The sequence below is a fragment of the Paenalcaligenes hominis genome (assembly GCF_011927625.1).
Lineage (GTDB): Bacteria > Pseudomonadota > Gammaproteobacteria > Burkholderiales > Burkholderiaceae_B > Paenalcaligenes > Paenalcaligenes hominis.
In genome coordinates, this window is the sequence record NZ_JAATIZ010000006.1 from 1 (window position 1) to 23,514 (window position 23,514).

20 protein-coding genes are annotated in these 23,514 nt (G+C 47.8%); 9 read left to right on the forward strand and 11 right to left on the reverse strand.

Annotated elements, in window-relative coordinates; translation table 11 throughout:
- Positions 1–403: 403 nt before the first annotated feature.
- The gene (locus tag GGR41_RS12280) at positions 404–766 is read left to right on the forward strand and encodes a DUF4870 family protein (protein ID WP_077733795.1); all 363 of its coding nucleotides are present in this window, start codon (positions 404–406) and stop codon (positions 764–766) included.
- Positions 767–826: 60 nt separating this feature from the next.
- Here the strand turns inward: GGR41_RS12280 and purU are convergent, their stop codons facing one another.
- The 3 genes from purU to GGR41_RS12295 form a co-directional block, all read right to left on the reverse strand.
- Positions 827–1,675: a formyltetrahydrofolate deformylase gene (purU, locus tag GGR41_RS12285; protein ID WP_167662153.1), complete on the reverse strand. Its 849-nt coding sequence runs from the start codon at positions 1,673–1,675 to the stop codon at positions 827–829.
- A 148-nt stretch (positions 1,676–1,823) separates the two neighbouring features.
- Positions 1,824–2,453, reverse strand: a complete 630-nt coding sequence (pdxH, locus tag GGR41_RS12290; RefSeq protein ID WP_167662154.1) for a pyridoxamine 5'-phosphate oxidase — start codon at positions 2,451–2,453, stop codon at positions 1,824–1,826.
- Positions 2,454–2,455: 2 nt separating this feature from the next.
- Positions 2,456–3,070 carry a gamma-glutamylcyclotransferase gene (locus GGR41_RS12295; RefSeq protein ID WP_167662155.1) on the reverse strand — a complete coding sequence of 205 codons (615 nt, stop codon included), beginning with the start codon at positions 3,068–3,070 and terminating at the stop codon, positions 2,456–2,458.
- A gap of 147 nt (positions 3,071–3,217) precedes the next feature.
- Between GGR41_RS12295 and GGR41_RS12300 the strand changes: the two genes are divergently transcribed.
- Positions 3,218–4,021, forward strand: a complete 804-nt coding sequence (locus GGR41_RS12300; RefSeq protein ID WP_167662156.1) for a tRNA threonylcarbamoyladenosine dehydratase — start codon at positions 3,218–3,220, stop codon at positions 4,019–4,021.
- Here the strand turns inward: GGR41_RS12300 and GGR41_RS12305 are convergent.
- The 3 genes from GGR41_RS12305 to uvrA are packed head-to-tail and all read right to left on the reverse strand — an operon-like array spanning position 4,011 to position 11,370.
- Positions 4,011–4,685 carry an aminotransferase class IV gene (locus GGR41_RS12305; RefSeq protein ID WP_167662157.1) on the reverse strand — a complete coding sequence of 225 codons (675 nt, stop codon included), beginning with the start codon at positions 4,683–4,685 and terminating at the stop codon, positions 4,011–4,013. The two genes, GGR41_RS12300 and GGR41_RS12305, sit on opposite strands and share 11 nt — an antisense overlap.
- Positions 4,678–5,790, reverse strand: a complete 1,113-nt coding sequence (gene pabB, locus GGR41_RS12310; protein WP_167662158.1) for an aminodeoxychorismate synthase component I — start codon at positions 5,788–5,790, stop codon at positions 4,678–4,680. The genes GGR41_RS12305 and pabB overlap by 8 nt, the downstream gene beginning before the upstream one ends.
- A gap of 3 nt (positions 5,791–5,793) precedes the next feature.
- Positions 5,794–11,370, reverse strand: a complete 5,577-nt coding sequence (uvrA, locus tag GGR41_RS12315; RefSeq protein ID WP_167662159.1) for an excinuclease ABC subunit UvrA — start codon at positions 11,368–11,370, stop codon at positions 5,794–5,796.
- Between the two features lie 134 nt (positions 11,371–11,504).
- Here uvrA and GGR41_RS13220 point away from each other — a divergent pair, with 134 nt between their 5' ends.
- Together GGR41_RS13220 and GGR41_RS12320 are read left to right on the forward strand one after the other, a co-directional pair.
- Positions 11,505–11,633, forward strand: a complete 129-nt coding sequence (locus tag GGR41_RS13220) for a hypothetical protein (RefSeq protein WP_257793892.1) — start codon at positions 11,505–11,507, stop codon at positions 11,631–11,633.
- A 194-nt stretch (positions 11,634–11,827) separates the two neighbouring features.
- Positions 11,828–12,781, forward strand: coding sequence for a glycosyltransferase family 2 protein (locus GGR41_RS12320; protein WP_167662160.1), 954 nt, complete (start codon positions 11,828–11,830; stop codon positions 12,779–12,781).
- Here the strand turns inward: GGR41_RS12320 and GGR41_RS12325 are convergent.
- Positions 12,778–13,254, reverse strand: a complete 477-nt coding sequence (locus GGR41_RS12325) for a hypothetical protein (protein WP_167662161.1) — start codon at positions 13,252–13,254, stop codon at positions 12,778–12,780. The genes GGR41_RS12320 and GGR41_RS12325 overlap by 4 nt on opposite strands.
- A gap of 83 nt (positions 13,255–13,337) precedes the next feature.
- Here GGR41_RS12325 and ettA point away from each other — a divergent pair, with 83 nt between their 5' ends.
- On the forward strand, positions 13,338–15,014 hold the full coding sequence (gene ettA, locus GGR41_RS12330) for an energy-dependent translational throttle protein EttA (protein ID WP_167662162.1): 1,677 nt from the start codon (positions 13,338–13,340) through the stop codon (positions 15,012–15,014).
- Between the two features lie 146 nt (positions 15,015–15,160).
- On the forward strand, positions 15,161–15,388 hold the full coding sequence (locus GGR41_RS12335; protein ID WP_167662163.1) for a glycine zipper 2TM domain-containing protein: 228 nt from the start codon (positions 15,161–15,163) through the stop codon (positions 15,386–15,388).
- A gap of 105 nt (positions 15,389–15,493) precedes the next feature.
- Here the strand turns inward: GGR41_RS12335 and minE are convergent, their stop codons facing one another.
- The 4 genes from minE to GGR41_RS12355 form a co-directional block, all read right to left on the reverse strand.
- Positions 15,494–15,760 (reverse strand): cell division topological specificity factor MinE, encoded by a 267-nt coding sequence (minE, locus tag GGR41_RS12340; protein ID WP_167662164.1) that lies wholly within the window; start codon positions 15,758–15,760, stop codon positions 15,494–15,496.
- Position 15,761: 1 nt separating this feature from the next.
- On the reverse strand, positions 15,762–16,577 hold the full coding sequence (minD, locus tag GGR41_RS12345) for a septum site-determining protein MinD (protein ID WP_167662165.1): 816 nt from the start codon (positions 16,575–16,577) through the stop codon (positions 15,762–15,764).
- A 153-nt stretch (positions 16,578–16,730) separates the two neighbouring features.
- Positions 16,731–17,438, reverse strand: a complete 708-nt coding sequence (minC, locus tag GGR41_RS12350; protein ID WP_167662166.1) for a septum site-determining protein MinC — start codon at positions 17,436–17,438, stop codon at positions 16,731–16,733.
- Positions 17,439–17,487: 49 nt separating this feature from the next.
- Positions 17,488–19,245 carry a glutamine--tRNA ligase/YqeY domain fusion protein gene (locus tag GGR41_RS12355; protein WP_167662167.1) on the reverse strand — a complete coding sequence of 586 codons (1,758 nt, stop codon included), beginning with the start codon at positions 19,243–19,245 and terminating at the stop codon, positions 17,488–17,490.
- Between the two features lie 106 nt (positions 19,246–19,351).
- On the opposite strand from GGR41_RS12355, the gene GGR41_RS12360 reads away from it, so the two are divergent.
- Genes GGR41_RS12360 through GGR41_RS12370 form a run of 3 tightly spaced genes read left to right on the forward strand, consistent with a single transcriptional unit; the run spans position 19,352 to position 23,514 of the window.
- The gene (locus tag GGR41_RS12360; protein ID WP_167662168.1) at positions 19,352–20,692 is read left to right on the forward strand and encodes a cytochrome ubiquinol oxidase subunit I; all 1,341 of its coding nucleotides are present in this window, start codon (positions 19,352–19,354) and stop codon (positions 20,690–20,692) included.
- Entirely contained in the window at positions 20,689–21,738 is a 1,050-nt protein-coding gene (locus tag GGR41_RS12365) for a cytochrome d ubiquinol oxidase subunit II (protein ID WP_167662169.1), read from the forward strand. The genes GGR41_RS12360 and GGR41_RS12365 overlap by 4 nt, the downstream gene beginning before the upstream one ends.
- A 3-nt stretch (positions 21,739–21,741) precedes the next feature.
- Positions 21,742–23,514 (forward strand): ClcB-like voltage-gated chloride channel protein, encoded by a 1,773-nt coding sequence (locus GGR41_RS12370; protein ID WP_167662170.1) that lies wholly within the window; start codon positions 21,742–21,744, stop codon positions 23,512–23,514.

Here is a 23,514-nt window from a genome sequence, read left to right on the forward strand (position 1 = left end):
ACCCCTGTTGGTGATCCGACAGGGGTTTTTTTTCGTCTTTTTTGCTGAGTTACAGCACGATTTCGCGCTGAACCCGGGCACACCGTGCTGCCGCGGGGTCCCAGGCGGCACAACCAATGGTTTTATACAGCAAGGGGCGTTGGTGTTTGCGGTGGGATGAAGGAGCTAAGGGGCAAACCTTTTATCGGCTACCACAGAAAACGGCGCCGTTTAGGGCGCGGAGGATGTCAATTGGTTGTGGACTTCCAGTCACAGCGTATGACTTCTGAACCGAGATCAGACGCAAATTCGTATAATAAACCAACCTTTTCCTGCACACCGATGGTTTTTCTTTTTGTTTGGCCTAAACAAGGTAAAATAAGGATTAAAGGCGATCTGATTGAATTAGAACTTGGAGGAATACATGTCCCAACCTATGATGCCTGAACCTCAGTCGGGTTTATCACCACGTCAATTAACCCATGTGCTGTACGGACTGTTCGTTCTTGCTTTAATAGCCAGTCCTATCCTTGGGGCAGCTTCGTTTGCTGCCATTGTGGTGGCGTACTACAAGCGCAGTGATGTGGCTGGCACAATTTATGCCAATCATTTTGATTGGATGATTAAAACCTTCTGGTGGGGTGTGCTCTGGGTGGGGCTCAGTGCTTTATTAACCGTCATCTTTATTGGTTGGATTACGGGTATTGCTGCATTTGTATGGTTAATTTATCGTTTTGCTAAAGGTTGGTTAGCGTTGTTTGAAAATCATGCACCTACTTTAGATTAAAAACAGTTATGCATTAAAAAAGGCAGCCTAGGAATGGCTGCCTTTTTTTTGACCTTGGGTTTATTTAAAAACCACAGTGCGTTCGCCATTTAGAAAAATACGGTGTTCTACATGGGCTTTAACGGCGCGAGCTAGCACTAACGATTCCACATCACTACCAACTTGAGTTAATTCATTAGGACTCATGTCATGTGAGACGCGTTCGATGTCCTGCTCGATAATAGGACCTTCATCCAGATCTTCAGTAACATAGTGTGCGGTGGCACCAATAATCTTTACACCACGAGCATGGGCTTGATGATAGGGACGCGCCCCCTTAAAACTAGGTAAAAAGCTGTGATGGATATTAATCGCACGCCCTGAAAGTGCTTTGCACATTTCAGGGGATAAGATTTGCATATAGCGAGCTAATACCACTAGGTCGACTTCAAGCTCGTCTACGAACTGTAAAATTTGTTGTTCTTGTTGGGGTTTGGTGGCTGCTGTAACCGGTAAATGATGAAAAGGGATGTCATAGGTAGCAGCTAGGGCGGCATGGTCAGTATGATTAGACAAGACGCCTACGATCTCAATGGGAAGCTGACCGCTATGAGTGCGGAACAGCAAGTCATTCAAACAATGTCCTTGGCGGCTAACTAAAAGTAATACACGCGCTTTTTCCTTAGTGTCATGGATTTGGGCATCCATTTGGTAGCGGTCTGCAATGTAGCTGAATTCGGCTCGTAATTGCTCTGCACTACTTGGTTTTGGAATGCGGAAATGAATACGCAAGAAAAAACGTTGAGTTTGTTCGTCCCCAAACTGCTCGGCTTCGATAATGTTTCCTTGTTTTTCTAAAAGCCAGCCTGTGACGCTATGTACAATACCTGTGGTATCGGGACAGGAAATAGTTAGAATGTAATCGCTCATTTTGACTCAATACAAAAAGTGCTAAACCTCACAGACTAGGGTGCCGTGAGGTTTAGCCTTTTAAATAAAGTTCAATTTTAGCCTATTGTCAGACAGTGACACCAGCTAAAGCCCCAAATAGCGTAGTAAATGGGTATTCAACCGTAGTTTATGGGGCGAGACGTTGTATTTCCCACTGTCCGTTATGTTGTGTGTAGACAAAGCGATCATGAAGTCGACAGGTGCGACCTTGCCAAAACTCAATTTGAGTTGGCACTAAGTAGTAGCCACCCCAGTTATCAGGGCAGGGGGGATTGTCACCGTACTGCGCGGTCATTTCGTCACGGCGCTGCTCGAGGGCAACACGCGTAATAGGTTGGCTTTGCGGGGAAGCTAAAGCACTAATTTTTGAAGCCAATGGCCGACTTGCAAAATAATCGGCAGAAGCTTGGGCTGAGGCCTTGTGTACTGTGCCTTCTAAGCGGATTTGACGTTGTAAAGTCGGCCAAAAAAACAGTAGGCACGCCTGAGGATTCTGCGCTAAATCGTGGCCTTTTTTTGAGTCGTAATTGGTATAAAACAGTACCCCTTCTGAATCATAACCTTTTAACAACACAATACGTGAACTGGGCTGCCCAGAGGGGGCCACAGTGGACAAGCTCATGGCGGTTGGCTCGGGAGCCTGTAAGCGAATGGCTTCATCAACCCATTGAGTAAATAATGCTTTGGGGTCTGCAGTCAGAAGATGTTCTGGCAGGTCAAATTTATCATATTCGTTGCGGTAGTCAGCAAGGCTCATAACTATAAATACTGTACAAGGTGTTCAAGTTTAGGGTCTGCTATATTTGCCTGTTTTAAAGCCTGAGCAGTTTGTAATACATAATCAATACAGGGCCCGTTTAAGCCGTGGGCACGATGAATGACTTGACGTAATTGCTCTAAAGGCATACTGGGCACATAAGCATCGGTTTGTGGGTTGATAATAAAAGTTAGGGCAGAAACGGTGTGGCCTTCTTCCGTATGGCAATCAACCCATTTGGGATTGTACGCCCCACTGGGCATTTCGCGTTGCCACAATGCCGGGAAAGTAGCTTTTACCTGATCTGCCGCAATCCGATACACAACGCCCTCGCATTCACCACCTTGGTCTAAGGCGAAAACAATACCGGGTATATCGGGCGTACCCCGGTTAATTCTGGACCATAAACATAACGAGCGATGGTAACCTGCTAAACGGGCGGCGCGTTGCTCTATAAAATCAAACTCCGGCCGCCAAATAAGTGAACCATAGGCGAATACCCAGACATCACTATTTTGATCCCAGTGCAACAAACTGGTTTGTAAGGAGTGATGTAGCTCATCAGGAGTCAGTGTGCGGAACAGAGAAGAGATCGGAGCATTAACGTAAGCATTCATGAGCGTTAGGAATTACAAGGTAAAATATAAACATAGCGTATTGCACAGTGATATGAGCTATGTGCTTATTATTCTAAGCAAGAAGCTCAAAGATATCTAATGCAATCGAACTGGATAGGTCGATTTTTAAAAAATATAAGGGTAGGTATGGTGCCACAGCAACTGAATGCAGAACGTCGTTTTGGTGGATTAAACCGATTATACGGAGAAGGCAGTATAGATAGGCTTCAGGCCGCGCACATCATGATCGCTGGCATCGGCGGCGTAGGAAGCTGGTGTGTAGAAGCGTTAGCCCGCAGTGGCGTAGGGCAGTTAACGTTAATTGATTTAGACCACGTCAGTGAGTCCAACATTAATAGGCAATTACCTGCTCTAAGTTCAACGCTGGGCCAAGCAAAAGTGCAAGCCATGCGAACGCGTATTGCTGAGATTAATCCTGACTGTGTTGTCAATGTAGTGGACGACTTTATCGGGCCCGATAATGTCAGTCAACTGCTAGCGGTACGTCCTGATGTGTTGATCGACTGCACGGACCAAGCAGAGGCAAAAATAGCCATGATTCTCGAGGCAAAACGCACAAAAACTAAGGCCTTTATTTGCGGTGCAGCCGGAGGCAAAACGAATGCACTAGCATTAAAACGCGGTGATTTATCACTCAGTACGCACGATGCCTTGCTTGCAAAGATTCGCAATAAACTGCGTAAAGAGTATGGGTTTGCTAAAGTACAACCTAAAAAAAATCAACGCCCCGCACGTACTCCTAAAATGGGAGTCGATGTGTTCTGGGTAGAGCAAAACGCATTATTGCCCAGTGCTTGGCAGGCTGATTCCTTGGCTCAGGCCCCTCAGGGGCTATCTTGTGCTGGGTATGGCTCTATTGTCACTGTGACAGCTCCTATGGGTTTTGCAGCAGCACAGGCGGCATTAGACTATGTGTTAGCTAAACGTTAACGTCCAGCTCATCAATATACGCATCAAGCCAGCCTCGTAATGCGTTTGAAACACGAATACGATCAGCATGAATTAGATCTGTGCGGTACAAGGTCTTTTCTTGAACGAGCCCTTGGGCAACTAACTTGTTACGATACACTCCTGGCAGCAAAGCTTGGGTAAGTGGTGGGGTGAACCACTTGCCTTGTTGAAAAACATAGAGCGTGCTGCGGCCGCCCTCAGTTAGAGCTCCATATTGGTCAGTGTAAATAAGGTCAAAATAAGTGGGGTGCTTTTGTAGCCACTTTTCGCCACTCGCCCATTGGGTGCGAACCGTCGTTTTATGACGCAAATATAAAGGGTCGCAGTGTATAGGTTGAGAAGTTATCGCAATACGTACAGGTTGTGGGGTGGTAGCTAACGCAGAGCATTCCACCGATACCTTACCTGCTTTGCTTATGCTTAGTTTGAGGCGTTGCGGCTGGCTGTAACTTTGATGCAGATAGGGGTTTAAATTGCGCAAAATAGCATCTTGATCAAACACAAACCCCAATTGTTGAGCAGAGCGGGCTAAGCGCTGTAAATGATAAGCTAATAAAAGAACTTGCCCGGCTCGGTCTAAACGCATGGTTTCAAAAAGACCAAGAGGGGCGGAGATGGCAGCATTCAGCATAGAGTTACTCATCGAAACTAATGGGTGTACCTAAGACTCGCGCTTTCCAGAGGCATTCTTGCCATTCTTTTTCAGGGTCTGAGTCGATAACAATAGCACCGCCTACACCAAACTGTGCTGTGTGGTCATCCTGGTATTCAATCGTTCTAATCGCTACATTAAGTTGTAGGTCTCCGTTAGGCGCTAACCAACCTATACTGCCACAGTAAATACCGCGGTCACGTTGTTCTAGCTCGTGGATGCAACGCATGGACGCAATTTTAGGCGTGCCAGTAATTGAGCCGCAGGGAAAGAGCGCCTGTAAAAGTTGCGCTACAGAGTGATTTTCAGTTTGGGCCTGAATGGTTGAGGTCATGGTCCAGACTGAGGGGTAAGCTTCTACGTCTAACAAACGCGTCACTTTTACTGTTCCAGTTTGTGCAATTTTTCCTAGGTCATTGCGCAATAAATCCACAATCATGATGTTTTCTGCAACATCTTTGGCACTGTTGCGTAATTGGTGTGCGGCGTGCTGATCTAACGCAGGATCTACATGACGAGCCATCGTGCCTTTCATGGGCTTAACACGTAAGGTTGAGCCCGTCCTTTCAACAAAGAGCTCAGGCGAAAAAGATAAAATATGGCGTGACTCATCAGCAATATACGCTGCATAAGGAACAGGATGACGAGTAGCTAAGTGTTGATAGAGCGCTAGCGGTGACGCTGTACTTTCAACGGCTAGAGGAAGACTGTAGTTGACTTGATAAAAGTTCCCTTCTTTGATGCCAGCTTGAATCTGATGGAGATGTTCTAGGTAGTCATTTTTACGACCTAACGCATGCGCACGCAGTGCAACGGTCTGTGTGGGCGCTGACCAAGGCTGAGTGGGTGTGGCGCTACTAAATAAATAAATACTTAATAAAGGCTGGCTACTGGGGGCAGCCCAAGGTAAATCCAATATATGCGCGCCTAGCTCATAGTTGGCTACTAGAGCGGCCCACAGACCTTGTTGGTGTGCTTGCTCTAGTTGCTGCCACACCTGAGGCAAGTCAGCAGCGCAATAGGCGTAGAGTTTGTGTACTAGACCGGTCAGTTCTAGTGCATGCTGGGTTAAATGGTTTTCAAAGCGGCAATACATGAATCAAGAGCGAGATAAAAAATCGACTAAGGCTTGGCCTGTATGGGAAGAGGGGGTATTTTGCACTGTATTCACCGTACCCTCAACCACTAGCTGCCCACCATCGATACCACCTTCTGGGCCCATGTCGATGATCCAATCTGCCTCGGCAATTAAATCTAAATTATGTTCAATGACTACAACGCTTTGTTGAGCGTCAGTCAGTCTATGTAAAACACGCAGTAATTTTTCTACATCAGCAATGGCCAGCCCTACAGTAGGTTCATCTAAGACATACAACGTATGGGGCTGCTTATAGGCGCGACCTGTTTTGGTAAGGCCTTCATCAAGCCGAACTTTGCTCAGCTCAGTCACTAATTTAATCCGTTGGGCCTCGCCACCCGAGAGCGTGGGAGAGGGTTGCCCTAGCGTCAGATAGCCTAACCCCACGTCTTGTAAGAGTTGTAGAGGCCGCAAGATGCGTGGGTGTGAGGCAAAATACTCGACTGCCTCATCCACTTCCATACGTAGCACTTCACCGATATTTTTGCCTTGCCATGACACAGATAAGGTGTCGTTATTAAAGCGTAGCCCATGGCAACTTTCACATGGGATTTGAATATCGGGCAAAAAGCTCATTTCAAAAGTGACTAAGCCCTGACCGCCGCACTCAGCACAACGTCCATCTCCGGTATTAAATGAGAAGCGAGTCGGGGTCCAACCGCGCATTTTGGCATCTCGAGTTTGAGCGAAGAGTTTGCGTATGTCATCCCAAAACCCGACATAGGTAGCTGGGCAAGAGCGTGGCGTCTTACCGATAGGGGTTTGGTCAACCTCAAGCACACGATCAACGTGTTCCCAGCCTGTAATGGTTTTGCAGTGCTGCCATACATGGTTGTTGGGGTCAGTTAAATGGTCTTTAAGATTAGCCAGTAAAATATCACGAGCAAGGGTGGATTTTCCTGAGCCTGACACACCCGTCACTGCAGTTAAACGATTTAAAGGTATGCGAGCGCTGACATTTTGTATGTTGTGCAGATGCGCCTGCTCAATGGTCAAAAAGGTCGTATCGGTTTCTATAGGTCTATAGCCCAGCATGGGATGCGCAATAGGCTGACGTAAATAATGCCCTGTTAACGAATTGGGATTGGCCATAATAGCTGCCAGATCGCCTTGAGCAACGACTTCACCACCTCGTATACCGGCACCTGGGCCCATATCAATAATATGTTGTGCTTGACGTATGGTGTCCTCATCGTGCTCCACTACCACTAAGGTATTGCCATTCGCCTCTAGACGCTGTAGCGCCTGTAACAAAATACGGTTGTCACGGGGGTGTAAACCGATAGTGGGTTCGTCAAGAACATAGCAAACCCCTTGTAAATTAGAGCCTAATTGCGCCGCTAGGCGTATACGTTGGGCCTCGCCGCCGGATAAGGTGGGGGCGGCGCGGTCTAAAGCTAAATACCCAAGCCCGACTTCTTCCATAAAACTCAAACGACTTTGAATTTCGCTAAATATGTCACGAGCCACGTGCTGTTCACGTTCAGAAAGGTTGACCTGTGAAAAAAAGTGTTTGGCTTCTAGGATAGGAAGCGCAGAAAGTTGGGCGATGCCTTGGTCTTTCCATCTAAATGCGAGGGCTACTGGATTAAGGCGTTGGCCTGCGCAACTGGGGCAAGTAATGGGTTCTGCTGCGGTGTCGTCGTGATCGTGCAGCCATTTGGATTCCTCACCACTTTGCTCAGCATCAAAATCAGGCACGATTCGACCTGTTCCAAAGCAACTTGGACACCAGCCATGCTTAGAGTTGTAAGAGAATAAGCGCGGATCGGGCTCTGGGTAACTGGTATCGCAGGAGGGGCATGCGCGCAGAGTAGACACCGTTTGGCTATGCATACCAGATACCAGTACCATGCGTTGCTGGCCATGCTCTAGAGCGCTATGGACGGCTTGTCTTAGGTCCTCTTCGGCATTAGCGCTGACAGTGAGTTCTGCAATAGGAAGATCAATCGTATGTTCTTTGTATCGATCTAATCGTGGCCAGTTATCCGTAGCGACGAGCTCCCCATCAACACGTAGATGAGCATAGCCTTTACTGTGGGCCCATTTAGCTAAATCGGTGTAATAGCCTTTACGCGCTACAATTAGTGGGGCATAAAGCGCAATCGTTTGTCCCATATGGTTTCGTAATAGTTGCGCCATAATCTGCTCGGCCGTTTGCGGTTCAACCGGCACATGGCAGCATGGGCACATCTGTGTGCCCAACTTAACATACAGTAGGCGTAAAAAGTGGTGGATTTCCGTCATGGTAGCCACTGTGGATTTGTATCCGCCACGGCTAGTGCGCTGCTCAATGGCTACAGTAGGAGGAATTCCATACACCGCGTCTACATCAGGTTGACCAGCAGGTTGCACAATAGAGCGCGCATAGGCATTCAATGATTCTAAATAACGGCGTTGCCCTTCGTTAAATAAAATATCAAAGGCGAGCGTGGATTTTCCGGATCCTGAAACGCCTGTAATCACAGTGAAGGTGTCGCGTGGAATACTAACTTGGATGTTTTTCAGGTTGTGTTCCCGGGCATTCAGAATGTGAATAGAGGAGTCAATGGGGGCATCAGCCGCATACGAGGCAGAGGCTTCTGCTAAGGCAGGAATTAAATTTTTCCCTATGATTTGCTGCTCGTACTGGATTAAGGCCTGTCCTGTTAATGACTCTGGTGTGGCTTGAATTTGTTGAGGGCTACCGGTCGCAACCAGATGGCCTCCGGCTTCGCCACCTAGCGGGCCTAAGTCGATAATCCAATCTGCAGCGCGGATCACGTCCAGGTTATGCTCAATTACAATTAAAGAGTGTCCCGCTTGCAACAGCTTGCGAAACGCATGCATGAGCTTAGCAATATCATCGAAATGTAAGCCGGTGGTGGGCTCATCAAAAAGGAAAAGCTTGCCCTTTTTTGCTACGCGAGCGCTGGCTAAGCGGCTTTTAGAGGCTTCAGCAAGATAACCCGCTAATTTTAAACGTTGGGCCTCGCCGCCTGACAAGGTGGGCACCGGTTGACCTAGGCTAAGGTAGTCAAGCCCTACGTCAGCAAGTGGTGCCAGAGCCCGTTGCACATCGTTTAAGCCAGTGAAAAAGAGCAACGCTTCGTTAACGGTCATTTCGAGCACTTCATCAATGGAAGCGGTACGGCCTAGGTGTTCGAGACGAACCTCTAAAATCTCGGGACGAAAGCGCTTGCCTTCGCAATCGGGACAACGTAAGTACACATCGGAGAGGAATTGCATTTCAATGTGTTCAAAGCCCGTGCCTCCGCAGGTAGGGCAGCGACCATCCCCACTATTAAAACTAAATGTACCGGGTTTGTAGCCACGCTCTACTGCTAACGGAGCTCGGGCAAAAAGCTTACGAATCGCATCAAAGGCGCCTACATAGCTGGCAGGGTTAGAGCGTGCTGTGCGGCCAATAGGAGACTGATCCACCATGACTACCTCGGCAATGCGCTCAGCGCCTAATAAGGCGTCGAAAGGGCCGGGGGCTTCGGTGGCTTCCCCAAAATGTTTAAGTAAAGCCGGATACAACACGTCTTGAATTAGTGTTGATTTTCCAGAGCCCGAAACCCCGGTGACGCAGACTAAACGCTCTAGAGGAAAGCTGACATCAATGTTTTTTAGATTGTGGGCTTGCACCCCTTGTAGAAGTAAACGCGGTGTATTATCGAGCACAGGTTGAGGGTGGGGCGCTTCGATAGTTTTACGGCTACTGAGGTAGTCTCCTGTTAGTGTTGCGGCTTCTCGAAGTTGACTTGGGGGGCCATCAAACAAAATCGTACCACCACGTTCGCCGGGACCAGGCCCAATATCTAAAATTCGATCTGCTGCAACCATAACTTGTGGATCATGCTCGACCACCACTAATGTATTACCACGATGCCGTAAGCGCTGCATGATGCGCACAATGCGTTGCATATCGTGGGGGTGCAAGCCAATCGACGGTTCATCCAGCACAAAAAGGGTGTTCACCAACGAAGTCCCTAAGGCCGTCGTTAAGTTAATACGTTGTACCTCGCCCCCTGATAAGGTACGGCTCTGGCGATCTAAGGATAAATAACCAAGGCCGACTTCACATAAAAATCGTAAACGCGTTGTAATTTCATCGCGTAAGAGTTGGGTGGCCGCATTCAAATCGCCTTGGAACTGCAACGCCTGAAACCAAGATAACACCGAGCTGATAGGCAGGCGCATCAGGTCATGAATATGAAAGCCGGGTAATGCGTCTAGCTGTGTTGAGCTCCATGCCGTATTGACTGGCATAAAGCGGGTATAGGGGGCGGGGTCTTGAGGCGCTGTTTGCTGACCCAGGCGCCATAATAAAGCATCCGGTTTTAAGCGTGAGCCGGCGCAGCTAGGGCAGGTGTTATAACTGCGGTATTTAGACAGCATAACGCGTACATGCATCTTATAAGCACGGGATTCTTGCCAGTCAAAATAACGCTGTACCCCGTACCATTGCTGTTTCCAAGCCCGTGTGCCGCCTTTAAAGTCCGGCGCACCATAAATCACCCAATCCTTTTCCTCTTGACTAAGTGTGTTCCATGGCGCAGCAAGTCGTATTTGAACTGCTTTTGCATAGCGCTCTAGGTCTTGCTGATGCACTCGGTTGGACTCGGTTTGCCACGGTTTGATGGCGCCCTCTAATAGGCTTTTATTTTCATCAGGAATGACCAAGCCGTAGTCGATGCCCATGACTCGCCCAAAGCCTTTACAGGTCTCGCAGGCACCATAGGGGGAATTAAAAGAAAAGGTACTGGGCTGAGGACTGGCGTAATCTATATCACAATGCGCACAATGCAAGCCTGCACTGAACTCCCATTGTTCTTCCGTGTGATCGGCCCCAATAGCAAACACAGTGAGGTGTCCATTGCCATAATGAAGGGCGGTATCTAAGGCCTCCATAAGTCGCGCAGGCTCAGCACGGCTTAATCTAAACCGGTCTTGAATCACATACAAACGCTGGGTGGCGGCTTTGCCCTTGGTGTGTTGCGGGGGCGTGGGATGGGTGCGCGTATAGCCTTGTTGTTCTAAGAACTGCTGAACTTCTTCGGTAGTAAAGTTAGCGGGCACATCTACCGCAAAACTAATCACTAAACGGGGATCATGGGTGCTACAGCGTTCTGCTAGCAAGGTGGCTATCCGTTGCGCGTCTTCATGATGCACCTCGTGTCCACACTGTCTGCAGTGTAAATGACTTAAACGAGCATAGAGCAATTTGAAATAGTCATTTAGCTCCGTCATGGTGCCCACAGAGCTACGTGAGTTTCGTACTGGATTGACCTGGTCAATAGCAATAGCAGGAAGGATGCCTTCAATTTTATCAACCTGAGGCTTATCCATTCGATCTAAAAACTGACGGGCATAAGGAGAAAAGGTTTCCACATACCGCCGTTGGCCTTCGGCGTACAGCGTATCAAAGGCCAAAGAGGATTTACCTGAGCCAGACACGCCGGTCAAGACCGTAATTTTGCCTGTGTCAAAACTGACATCTAGGTTTTTGAGGTTATGTTGGCGAGCACCAAAGATACGAATTTGAGAAGTCATAGTACGAATCGAAGAAAAACGGGCAAGAAAAGCATTTTCTTTGTATATGAGGGCAGTATGAGCTAAAATCTACTGTATTCACAGCTAAGTCTACTTGTATAATCCTTAGCTTTGTTCATGTACCGGAGATTTTCATGGCTGAAATCAAACGCACACGTCGCAACACGCTAGAGCGTCGTTGCTTGGGTAAAGCATTCAAACGTTTGTATGTTCGCTCCCCAAAAAGCGTTTTCAAAATGCTAGAAAAAGTTAAGCGCGCTTAATTTTCTGTCTGAACATGCCGTAAATACATTAGTTTGTAGTAGATATACTACGTTGATCAAATGTATCTGGGTGTAATTAAGGCAAGAAAAACCACAGATTCCTGATCTGTGGTTTTTTTTCGTCTACTATTTAATTAAGTGCGTGCTTTCACGTTTTACCTATTAAGCATGTTGAGCAAAGGAGATGTGCTGTTATGTCAATACACTCTGTTAGAGGCCAATCTGCTGTCTGGCGGTATCAATTTACCGTCCTCACACCCACCTATAATCGTGCTCATACCTTACATCGTGTGTACGAGTCATTATGCGAGCAAACATATCAAGATTTCGAATGGGTGGTAGTGGATGATGGCTCTACAGATGATACACAAGAGTTAGTCGCAATATGGCAGCAAGAAGCCGTTTTCCCTATTCATTATATTTGGCAAAACAACCAACATAAAAAAGTTGCTTTTAATCGTGGGGTGCAAGCTGCTCAGGGCGAGCTTATTGTGGCGTTAGACAGCGATGATCGCTTGGAATCCAATGCGTTGTATGACATGGCGCGTACTTGGTGTGATATTCCTAAGGCCGAGCGTTCTGATTACGCAGCCGTCATCGGCCTATGTAAAGCACCTAATGGCAGAATTGTGGGCGATATGTTCCCCTACGATCAAATTGATGCTAACCCGCTGGACATGCAGTTTAAGTTTAATATTAAAGGCGAAAAATTTGGATGCCTAAGCACAGAGGTATTGCGCCAGTTTCCTTTCCCTGAAAATATTCCAGGTTTTGTTCCTGAAAGTTTAGTTTGGCGTCGTATTGCGCGTGCGGGTTTCAAAACCCGTTTTGTTAATCAGGTTTATCGTGTGTATTACGATAGTGGCGACTCGTTATCTGTACAAGGTCAAACTAATGCAGGCCATCATGCGTTAGGCTTGTGGTTATTAGCCCATGATACAGTGGTATCCAGTGTGCCTTGGTTTCATTATCGCCCGCGCGAGTTTTTCAAGGCAGCCGCACGTTATACCCGCTTTGGCTTGCATATGCGTAGTCAGGCTATTCACAAGCCACGGGGCTATGACTTAAGGGGGCTGATATCGCGAGTTCTGGTCTATAGCATGTCGCCTGTAGGGGCTTTATTGTACTTAAGAGACCGTTTCAGTTAGTGTCGTTGTTGGGGGGCGGGTTGGATAAAAGCCACGTCTTCTGGTGTGTTTTCATCATCGTCTGCCAATGGGTCGCTAGACAAATCAAAAGGCAAGATTTCTTGAAGCGTTTCGCCCCATGCATTTTCCTCGCCATCGTGATTAATCTTAATGTATTTCACAGGCTCTAAGTCTGTGCGTTGCACGGCCCACATAAAGCGACAGGTGTAAGTTTCATTTTCATTAACATGCACTCCCCCTTGGCTGCCTAAGAGCTGAGCATTGGCGCCACCTATCTGAACCACTGGTATATCGCTATCATCTTCGTTAATATCTAGGGGGATAGCAAAAATAGCCCACTCAAAGCCTGTTTCACTTGCATCAATAAGCTCAACTAAAACCGGTTTACCCAGATACGAGCTTAATGCATCGGCTGTACGAGCTAATAGTTCAATGTCTTCGGTGCTAAATACAAGTGCGGTGGAGTCTGTCATTTGGTTGGCCTATCTGTCTTCAATAATTAAGTCGCTTTTGCGATGCTATGTACTATAGCCTTATTCATCCTACTTAGGTTTCTATGGCCCAATACGTTTACACAATGAATCGGGTTGGCAAAATCGTGCCACCCAAGCGTCAAATTCTACGCGATATTTCTTTATCTTTCTTCCCTGGTGCCAAAATTGGTGTGCTAGGTTTAAACGGCTCAGGTAAGTCAACCTTACTCCGTATTATGGCTGGCGTCGATAAAGAAATTGAAGGTGAAGCCATCCCGATGCCGGGCATTAATATTGGCTATTTGTCTCAAGAACCTGAACTTGATCCGACCCATACGGTGCGTGAAGCCGTAGAGGCAGGGCTAGGGGAAGTCTTTGCTGCGCGTCAGCGTTTGGATGAGGTCTATGCCGAGTACGCTGAACCTGATGCTGATTTTGATGCGCTAGCTGCAGAGCAGGCTGAGCTTGAAGCCATCATCGCCGCCGCCGCGACCAGTGGCAGTGATGACACCAATACACAAATGGAAATTGCAGCGGATGCATTGCGTCTACCGCCATGGGATGCCGTAGTTGGCAACTTATCCGGTGGTGAGAAACGTCGGGTTGCGTTGTGTCAGCTCTTACTTTCTAAGCCAGACATGTTGTTGCTTGATGAGCCAACCAACCACCTGGATGCAGAGAGTGTGCATTGGTTAGAGCAATTTCTTAGCAAGTTTCCCGGTACCGTTGTGGCGGTTACTCACGACCGGTATTTCTTAGATAACGCGGCCGAGTGGATTCTTGAGTTAGACCGTGGCCATGGTATTCCGTGGAAAGGCAATTACAGCTCTTGGTTAGAACAAAAAGAAGGTCGACTCAAACAAGAAGAAGCCAATGAGTCGGCACGTCAACGCACCATTCGTAAAGAGTTAGAGTGGGTGCGTCAGAACCCTAAAGGACGCCAAGCCAAGTCTAAAGCCCGCTTAAATCGCTTTGAGGAGTTAGCTTCGCACGAATACCAACGCCGTAACGAGACTCAAGAAATCTTTATTCCAGTCGCAGAGCGTTTAGGGAACGAAGTGATTGAGTTCAAAAACGTGTCCAAGGGTTATGGTGACCGTTTATTAATAGACGATCTCAGCTTTACTATTCCGCCGGGCGCTATTGTTGGGATTATCGGCCCTAACGGTGCGGGTAAATCCACGCTATTCCGTATGCTAGCGGGCGAAGAACAGCCCGATAGCGGCGAAATTAAATTGGGTCAAACGGTACAGTTAGCGTATGTCGATCAGTCGCGGTCTTCTTTACCCGCCGAAAAAACCGTATTTGAGGCCATCTCAGAAGGAGGTTCCGATATCCTTCAAGTAGGACGTTTTGAGATTCCAGCGCGTGCTTATATTGGGCGCTTTAACTTCCGTGGGGCAGATCAAAACAAACTGGTCGGTAATTTATCGGGTGGTGAGCGCGGACGCTTGCATTTAGCTAAAACCTTAGCTGCCGGGGGCAACGTGTTGCTGCTGGATGAGCCCTCTAATGACTTGGACGTAGAAACACTACGTGCCCTTGAGGACGCTCTCCTTGAGTACGCCGGCTCTGTGCTAGTCATTAGCCATGACCGTTGGTTCTTAGACCGCATTGCTACGCATATCTTAGCTTTTGAAGGTGATTCACACGTAGAGTTCTTTAGCGGTAACTATCAAGAGTACGAGGAAGACAAACGACGCCGTTTAGGTGAAGACGCGTCGCAGCCGAAGCGTATTCGCTATAAAGCACTAAAATAAAATCGTGTGTCATGGTGTCAGCCCTCGTACGAGGGCTGTTACACTTTTTGCGCTTATTCACAGAATAGAGCAGTTTTTGACTTGAGTTTGAGGGGTAGGGGTTTTATTGTAGAGGTAACTAGATTTATTACCCAAGGAGTTAAAAAATGACACGTCAATCCATTATGAAGTTTACTGCCGCTACAGCACTCATTACTTTAATGGCAGGATGTTCGACTTGGGATGGCATGAGCTCACGCCAAAAAGGCGGCGTAGCTGGCGCTGGAGCTGGCGGTGTAGTGGGTGCAGCCGTAACCGGTGGTAGTGTACTTGGCACAGTTGGTGGCGCTGCTATTGGTGGTGTTATCGGCGACCAAGTAGGTAAACGTCGTTAATCCCTTGCCTTGCTTTATAGTATAGCCAGATCAATGTTTGATCTGGCTTTTTTGTTAGTGGTTATGCGCAACCATAAAAGATCGGCTCGTTATTGAGCCGATCTTTTATGGTTTTTCTGCATTGGGCAACTCAATTTTTACCTCTAAGACCTCGAGAGCGTCTTGGCGGTCTACGTTGACTTGAATATCGTTGGGTTGAATTTGCACGTAACGAGAAATGACCTCGATAAGTTCTTTTTGCAAACGAGGTAGATAGTCGGGACTGACGCCGTCTATGCCGCGCTCATTAATTAAAATGAGCTGCAAACGGTCTTTAGCTACACTTGCTGTTTGGTTTTTTTTGTTGCCGAGGAAAAAAGACAGCAAAGACATATTACTTACCCCCGAAGAGGCGCTTTAAAAAGCCTGGTTTTTCGTAATCTACAAAACGTAAGGGGCGTTCCTCGCCTAAATAGCGAGCCACCACGTCTTCGTAGGCTTGTGCTGCAGGGGTGTTGTTGAGATGAATGACGGGTGTGCCTTGGTTTGAGGCGTGTAATACGTCTTCGGACTCGGGGACTACACCGATGAGCTTAATGCGTAGGATGTCTTCGATGTCTTGAAGAGATAGCATCTCGCCATCAGCCACGCGTTTAGCACTATAACGACTAATAAGCAGGTACTCATTAATAGGTGCATCTGCTTTTTCAGCGCGTTGCGACTTAGCAGAAAGAATACCTAGAATGCGATCAGAGTCACGCACAGAGGAGACCTCTGGATTCGTGACAACAATAGCATCGTCTGCAAAATAAGCCGCCATTAAGGCGCCGGTTTCAATGCCTGCTGGAGAGTCGCAAACGATGTATTCAAACTCCATCTCTTTTAAATCGTTTAAGACTTTTTGCACACCTTCTTTGGTGAGCGCATCTTTATCACGCGTTTGCGAGGCAGGCAAAATAAATAAGTTTTCTAATTTTTTGTCACGTATTAAGGCTTGGTTGAGGCTGGCTTCGTCTTGAATAACATTAACAAAGTCGTACACAACGCGGCGCTCGCAGCCCATGATCAAATCAAGATTACGCAGACCTACATCAAAGTCGATGACTACTGTTTTATGGCCGCGTAAGGCTAAGCCAGAAGCAAAACTTGCACTCGTTGTGGTTTTACCCACCCCACCTTTGCCTGAGGTCACCACAATTATTCGAGCCATGATAGTGTAGATCCTGTAGAGTGTAGGGACATGTGCTTATATAGATAAAAAATAAAATAAAGGGCAGAAGAAGAACTTCTACTTTTGATCATTAGGCAATCGTTTATTAGACTCGCACGAAGCGATGTGTGGCGCAAGCAAAATTAACATCTCTTAACCTAATGGCTCAAATCTTAAGGATTCTCCATCTAGTTGTATCATAACGCTTTGTTTGTGGTGTGGGTTAGACTCAGGGTTTTCGATGACACTGTATACCCCTGCAATAGCAATGAGTTCGGGATCGTATTCTGTGGCAGCAATAAAGGCTTCTGTATTGCCCTGAGCGCCTGCAACGGCTTTGCCACGTAAAGGCCCATAGACGTAGACGTTACCCGTGGCTATGACTTCGGCACCTTGACCGACCATGCCAATAACGACCACATCGCCGTCTGGAGCATAAATGCGTTGGCCTGAGCGTAGGGTTTTGCGCAAAATAATGGGGGCCGCAGGCATAGAGACAGGAGGAGTCAGGTCGGCAGTAGGCTCGATAGTTGCACGGGTTGCAGCGAGTTCTACAGCAGCTAAGCCCGCTGAGGCAGCGTCGCGTTCCTGATCAGGGTGTCCACACACGCCGATCGGGTGAAGCTGGTGTTGGCGCAGAGCATGAATTAAGGCAGCCCAATCAATAGGATCAGTAACAGCACTGCAATCAATAACCACAGGCTCATCTTGGAAAAAAGCGCCAGCCTCTTGCATGCGCCAATCTAATGCCTCGAGGAGTTCATGAGTATCTGCACTATGCAGAACGAGACGAACAGTATGTAATGTTGCGCTTTTGATATCTAAAGCCTGTGGGCCTTTACGAGTAGTAGGTGCGTTCACTTAGTAACCGTTTCAAAGAAAGGGGGCAAGGCCCCCTAAGATTGATCATTTAGCTCCAGTTATCTTTTAACGTCGCGGTACGATTTAACACGGGTTTTTCTGGGGTGGAAAGCTCGCGATCTGCTACAAAATAACCGAGGCGTTCGAATTGCCAATGGGCACCTGGGCTGGCGTGTAGACCAGGCTCTAGCCAGGCTTGTACGACTTGCTTAGAGTTAGGGTTGACTAGGGCTAAGAAGTCTTTGTCTCCGACATCTGGGTGGGCATCGGTAAAGAGTCGGTCGTAGAGACGAACTTCGGCTTGGATGCCATGTTTAGCGCTTACCCAAGTGATATTACCACGCACTTTCACTGAGTCTGCGCCTGGAGTGCCGCTTTTTGTGTCGGGCAGATACTCGGCATACACCGTAGTGACTTGACCGTTTTCATCCTTTTCAAAACCCGTGCAAGTTATGATATAGCCATATTTTAAACGCACCGTATTGCCTGGATAGAGACGGAAATAACGCTTTTCTGGTACTTCGCGGAAATCGTCGCGCTCGATCCATAGCTCGCGGCTTAAGTGGAACTGCCGTTGGCCGGCTTCAGGCATATGTGGATGCACCGGGGCATAGCAGAGCTCTTCGTGATCGTCGGGATAGTTGGTGAGGATCAGCTTGATAGGGTCCAGTACTGCCACATGACGTGGTGCTTTGGGGTCTAAATCGTCGCGTAGAGCTTGCTCTAATACGCTGTAATCAATACGCGAGTCGGCCTTGGACACCCCAATACGCTCGCAGAAGAGGCGGATGGCACTAGGCGTATAGCCGCGTCTGCGTAAGCCAACTAAAGTTGGCATGCGGGGGTCGTCCCAGCCTTCTACGTAGTGCCCTTCGACGAGCTGACGCAGTTTACGCTTGCTAGTAACCACATAGCTAAGGTAGAGGCGTGCAAACTCGTATTGATTTGGTAACGGATCTGTAAAAAAGCCTAAATCTCGTAGATGCTCTAGAATCCAGTTGTAAAATGGGCGTTGATCCTCGAACTCGAGCGTACAAATACTATGAGTGATCATCTCCAATGCGTCTTCAACTGGGTGTGCCCAGCTGTACATAGGATAAATGCACCATTGGTTGCCAGTGCGGTGATGTTCTGCATGCCGAATGCGATACATCACTGGGTCTCGCATATTGATGTTTGGCGAACCCATGTCAATTTTTGCGCGCAAGCAAAGACTGCCATCGGGGTGCTTGCCATCACGCATTTCACGCAATAGTGTTAAGGATTCGGCGGCAGGGCGATTGCGCCACGGCGAGTCGTTTCCTTTTTCCGTTAAGGTGCCTCGATTTAGACGAATGTCCTCGGGCGACTGTTCATCCACATAAGCATGCCCTGCTTGGACAAGGGCTTCGGCAAATTCGTACATAAAGCCAAAGTAATCGCTGGCAAAGTACAGGTTTTCCTCTTGGTTGAAGGTCCAGTCGTATCCTAGCCAATGCACCATGTCGATAATGGCATCTACGTACTCTTGTTCTTCTTTTTCGGGGTTCGTATCATCAAAGCGTAGGTGACAGGCACCTTGGTAGTCTTCGGCTAAGCCAAAATTCAAGCAAATGCTTTTGGCATGTCCAATATGTAAATAACCATTCGGCTCGGGGGGAAATCGCGTACGAATACGTGCTGTGTCCACTTGACCGGTGGATTGAATGGCGGCAGGGCCTGGACGACCAGCCCACAAGTTAGACGCATGACGTTGAGTTTTTAAATCTTGGTCAATGATATTTCGTAAGAAATTAGATACTGGAGGGGTGGAAGGTGCAGTACTCATACGCAAAAACAAATAAATAATTGAATAATGGTCTATTTTGCCACGTAATGTGGTTAGACTTGATAGGTATAGCAATAAAAAGAAATTAACTTACTTTACGCACATTATGTCTTACTCCGCACTTTGGTTTTCGCAGCTGCAGTTTTTTGGCAGCGTGAGCTTTATGGCTGTTTGTTTGGCCATGAGCTTGGGCTTGTCGTGGCTGCTGGTTTACATACGAGTTCGAGCACTGGGCGAACAGCATTTGCTGTGGCTTCCTGTATACCGGTTTTGGGTGCGGATCTTTGCGTTGGCTTTCATCTTAAGCTTTGCCTCTAGTATGCCAGTCTTAATTCAACTTGGCAGCTTATGGCCACGCTTATTACCAAAAATACACGCTGTAAGTGGCCCTATTTTAGCAATGACTTTATTTGGTGCGCTGGTTTTTAAAGCCTGTTTTTTGGGCCTAATGCTATATGCTCAGCGTCAATTAAGCGAATGGCTTCATGCTCTGGTGGTGTGTGGGGTGGCGGTAGGCAACACGTTTGTAGCATTGTGCTTGATGGTGTTAGTTTCATGGGTTTATACCCCTGCTGGGGCGCAGTGGATAGACGGAAGCTACCAAGTCCAACATTGGACAGAGGTCATCTTCAACCCAAGCTTTGGGTGGTATAGCGCGCAATTCTTCAGTGCCAGTTTTCTGATGGTGGCAGGGGCAGTCATGGCCATTCTATCTATGCAGTCTTTACGTAGGCCATTAGGCGAAGGCGAGCGTAGGGTATTTAAAATGGCTGTTTTTTTAGGAAGTAGTGCTTGGCTAGTGTTGGCTGGCGTTATTGTGGCAGCAGCGACGGCGCTAGCAGATTTACAACCAATGAAAGCGGCGGCGGCAATGGGGTATTGGGGCGCAGGCTCTGTACCTCGTTGGTTATGGGCAGCGTGGCCTTCGACTATCGACTTAACGAATTACTACGAGCTAGGTTGGAATAGCAATCTGTCATGGTGGTTAGCTCATGATGCAGAAGGGCAGCCTATCGGTTTAGATAAAATGGCAGGCATGACGCCGCCCGTCAGCATTGTCTTTTGGGCTGTACGTTTGGGGTTATTGACGGGTCTTTTAATGTTATTTGTGCTTTTAAAGGCGTGGCGCACTGGTTTAAAGCGTCATTATGACCCAAGTGCTTTAAGTCCTCGAGCACGACATATCTTTGTGATGACCGGTTTTTTAGGGCCTTTGATTTTATTATCAGGTCTGACTTACCATTATTTTGGTGCTTTTCCTTACGTAGTGGGGCAAACCATCACCTTTGCAGAAATTGCTGCCGTTAGGTCACACAATGAAAGTGTAGTGAGCCTAGTGGCTTATGGCGTGGTCCATAGCTTATTAATTATTGGCTTTGTGAGTTTAGTGCGCTATGTAGCGCGGTATGGAGTGATTTCTGTGGCAAGACGTCGGGGGCGAGCATGATTCAGCATTTAGCTACTTCACTTAGCTTGGCTCCCAGCGATCCCGCTTTTTGGTTGCCTCTTGCCTTTTTATCTATCTTATTCGCTACCGTGGTGGCGGGTACGATTTTAGATGGGTTTGATATAGGCGTAGGTTGTTTATCCTTGGTTGCTCCAGCCGCTCTACGACCGCGCATGTTATCGCTACTTAACCCATGGCGCGACGCGAACGAATTCTGGCTCTTTTTGGGGCTAGGGGTATTTGCCCTGGCGTTTCCCTATGCTTGGGCCGAAGTCATGGGGCAATTAAGTTTGCCTTTGTTGCTTTTAGCGCTGGGAACCTTAGCGCGGTCGGTGTGCTTTGAGTTTCGTTTACGTGCTCCTACCGAGCAGCAGGGTTGGTGGCAGCTTGGTTTTGCATTAGGCTCTGTTAGCACCGCCTTTGCTCATGGGGTATTGCTTGCACAGGTCATTATTAATTACGACACCAGTGCAGGGTATGGCTGGTTTTTAGTCTTTATGGGTTTTTGTGCCGTGGCGGCGTATGTGCTGCTTGGTGCCTCTTGGTTACTAATGCGCGAGACGGGCGAGCTACGGTTTAGAGCCGTGGTGTGGGGGCGTCGGGCTGTGCGTTGGTTTGCAGCCGGTGCTGTAGCGGCTTCAGTGGTATTGTCTTTAGCCAACCCTGGGGTTTTGTTAAAATGGAGTGAAGGGGCCCCTCGCAGTGGCGTATTAATTTTATGGTTAGCCATTTTATTGGGCTTTGTCGTGATAGAGATGAATCTCCAGCGTTTACTGAATGTCAGTGCTCGCAGCACCGCCTTGCCGTTTATTATTACCCTTGCCATTTTTATTGCGGTTCTGGTTGGTTTGGGGTTTAGCTTTTTCCCCTTTATCGTCTTGGACCAAATTACCCTTTGGGATGCCGCAGCAGACTTAGGTACTTTGCAAATTATCTGGCTACTTAGTCTTTGTGCTTTGCCCTTTTTAGCGCTGTTCAGTATTTGGGTTTATTGGCGTATTTTTGGTTTGTCTAGACCACCTACTCCTCCTGATTTCAAACAATAATGTATGCCCTATAAAAAATACATACGTTTTACTCGACAACGTATTCGTCACTGGCACTGGTTATCCGATACACCGGCTATGTTGTGTTGGGCGGTTGTGATGGGTGTGTTGGGTGCGTATGCGATTTTGATTTTTTACGAGGGCATCTATTTGGTTCAGCGCCTAGCCACCGGCCACTATGGCAGTATTACCCAGGTTACGCGTTCATTAAGCTGGGAAATGCGGCTTCTTTTTCCTACGTTGGGTGGGCTGTGTGCCGGAGTGTTGTTATGGCTAGCAGGACGCAAAAAAGTGTCCGCTTCAGCCGACTATATGGAAGCCGTTGTCATTGGCGACGGTAGGATGTCAGTGCGCCAAGGCCTATTGCGCATCCTGTCCTCACTCTTTACCGTGGCCTCTGGCGGTGCTATAGGGCGCGAAGGGGCCATGATTCATTTCTCCTCTCTGGCTGCTTCCGTGTTTGGGCGTTTTATTTATGTGCGCCCCGAGCGCTTACGTTTACTTGTCGCTTGTGGTGCTGCTGCAGGGGTGGCTGCTGCATATGGTGCCCCCTTGGCGGGTGCGATCTTTATAGCAGAAATTGTACTGGGCTCCATGAGCATTCAAGTGCTCGGGCCATTGCTGATTGCTTCTGCTACAGCCAATATGACCATGCGTATGGTGGGCCACTACAAAGCGCCCTATGAAATGCTTGATATTGCTGCTGTACAAGGCTGGGAAATTATTAGTTTTGTCATTTTAGGTTTACTAATTGGTCTGGTGGCGCCGGGGTTTTTAAAGCTAATGACTTTTACTAAACAACTATTTGTACGAAGTGGATTGCCTTTAGTGGCACGGTTGACTGTGGGTGGATTCATGTTGGGCCTGCTTCTTATTATGATTCCTGATGTGGCAGGCAACGGGTACAGTGTCGTCAGTTCCTTTTTACATAACTCTTGGACATGGCATGCTATTTTTGCCATCTTGTGCGCCAAAGTGTTAGCTACCACCCTCAGTGTAGGCTCCGGGGCAATAGGTGGGCTATTTACGCCTTCTTTGTTCGTGGGGGCTGCTTTTGGGACTTTATTTGGTATCGCCATTCATGCCGTGTTTCCTAGCCATGCAGTAGCTACCCCTATTTATACGTTAGTAGGGATGGGCGCTTTTCTTGGTGCGGCGACGAGTGCGCCCCTTATGGCTATTGTGATGCTCATCGAGATGACGTTGAGCTATCCGCTGATGGTGCCGTTAATTGTGGCATCTGTGACGGCTTATTTTCTTTCCCGTACTCTTGCAGCGGTCGCCATGTATGACATCACTCTGACACGTGAGCGCGATCAAACGCTGCGTCAAGCGCTACGGACCACTCGTATTAGCGAGCTCGTACGCACCAATGACACAGTATTGAATATGAATGCAACCGTAGGCGATGTACTGCAAATGTTTTTAGACTATCCCGTCCGCTATATTTATGTGGTCGATGATGACAACCAATACTTGGGTGTGATTGCTCAACCTGAGGTATTAAACCTGCTGGTCAATCATAACGATGCGCCAGAGCAGTTAATTGCTGATGTGTTAAAGCTTGATTATATTAAAACATTAACCCCCAATATGAGCCTGGACGAGGCGCAAGAGCACTTTTCTGGTTTTGCCGGAGAACGTTTACCCGTAGTCAGCAGTTTAGAAAATCCGCGCCTACTAGGTGTCGTCTATAAATCAGCATTATTAGAAAAATACTCAGCGCTAAAGCGCTCTTTTGATGCAAGTAGCGAGGTATTAGTCCGGCTTAAATAA

Excerpts from the sequence above, each read along its gene's own strand:
- GGR41_RS12280 (WP_077733795.1), top strand. The coding sequence starts at position 404 with ATGTCCCAACCTATGATGCCTGAACCTCAGTCGGGTTTATCACCACGT.
- purU (WP_167662153.1), bottom strand. The coding sequence starts at position 1,675 with ATGAGCGATTACATTCTAACTATTTCCTGTCCCGATACCACAGGTATT.
- pdxH (WP_167662154.1), bottom strand. The coding sequence starts at position 2,453 with ATGAGCCTTGCTGACTACCGCAACGAATATGATAAATTTGACCTGCCA.
- GGR41_RS12295 (WP_167662155.1), bottom strand. The coding sequence starts at position 3,070 with ATGAATGCTTACGTTAATGCTCCGATCTCTTCTCTGTTCCGCACACTG.
- GGR41_RS12300 (WP_167662156.1), top strand. The coding sequence starts at position 3,218 with ATGGTGCCACAGCAACTGAATGCAGAACGTCGTTTTGGTGGATTAAAC.
- GGR41_RS12305 (WP_167662157.1), bottom strand. The coding sequence starts at position 4,685 with ATGAGTAACTCTATGCTGAATGCTGCCATCTCCGCCCCTCTTGGTCTT.
- pabB (WP_167662158.1), bottom strand. The coding sequence starts at position 5,790 with ATGTATTGCCGCTTTGAAAACCATTTAACCCAGCATGCACTAGAACTG.
- uvrA (WP_167662159.1), bottom strand. The coding sequence starts at position 11,370 with ATGACTTCTCAAATTCGTATCTTTGGTGCTCGCCAACATAACCTCAAA.
- GGR41_RS13220 (WP_257793892.1), top strand. The coding sequence starts at position 11,505 with ATGGCTGAAATCAAACGCACACGTCGCAACACGCTAGAGCGTCGTTGC.
- GGR41_RS12320 (WP_167662160.1), top strand. The coding sequence starts at position 11,828 with ATGTCAATACACTCTGTTAGAGGCCAATCTGCTGTCTGGCGGTATCAA.
- GGR41_RS12325 (WP_167662161.1), bottom strand. The coding sequence starts at position 13,254 with ATGACAGACTCCACCGCACTTGTATTTAGCACCGAAGACATTGAACTA.
- ettA (WP_167662162.1), top strand. The coding sequence starts at position 13,338 with ATGGCCCAATACGTTTACACAATGAATCGGGTTGGCAAAATCGTGCCA.
- GGR41_RS12335 (WP_167662163.1), top strand. The coding sequence starts at position 15,161 with ATGACACGTCAATCCATTATGAAGTTTACTGCCGCTACAGCACTCATT.
- minE (WP_167662164.1), bottom strand. The coding sequence starts at position 15,760 with ATGTCTTTGCTGTCTTTTTTCCTCGGCAACAAAAAAAACCAAACAGCA.
- minD (WP_167662165.1), bottom strand. The coding sequence starts at position 16,577 with ATGGCTCGAATAATTGTGGTGACCTCAGGCAAAGGTGGGGTGGGTAAA.
- GGR41_RS12355 (WP_167662167.1), bottom strand. The coding sequence starts at position 19,245 with ATGAGTACTGCACCTTCCACCCCTCCAGTATCTAATTTCTTACGAAAT.
- GGR41_RS12360 (WP_167662168.1), top strand. The coding sequence starts at position 19,352 with ATGTCTTACTCCGCACTTTGGTTTTCGCAGCTGCAGTTTTTTGGCAGC.
- GGR41_RS12365 (WP_167662169.1), top strand. The coding sequence starts at position 20,689 with ATGATTCAGCATTTAGCTACTTCACTTAGCTTGGCTCCCAGCGATCCC.
- GGR41_RS12370 (WP_167662170.1), top strand. The coding sequence starts at position 21,742 with ATGCCCTATAAAAAATACATACGTTTTACTCGACAACGTATTCGTCAC.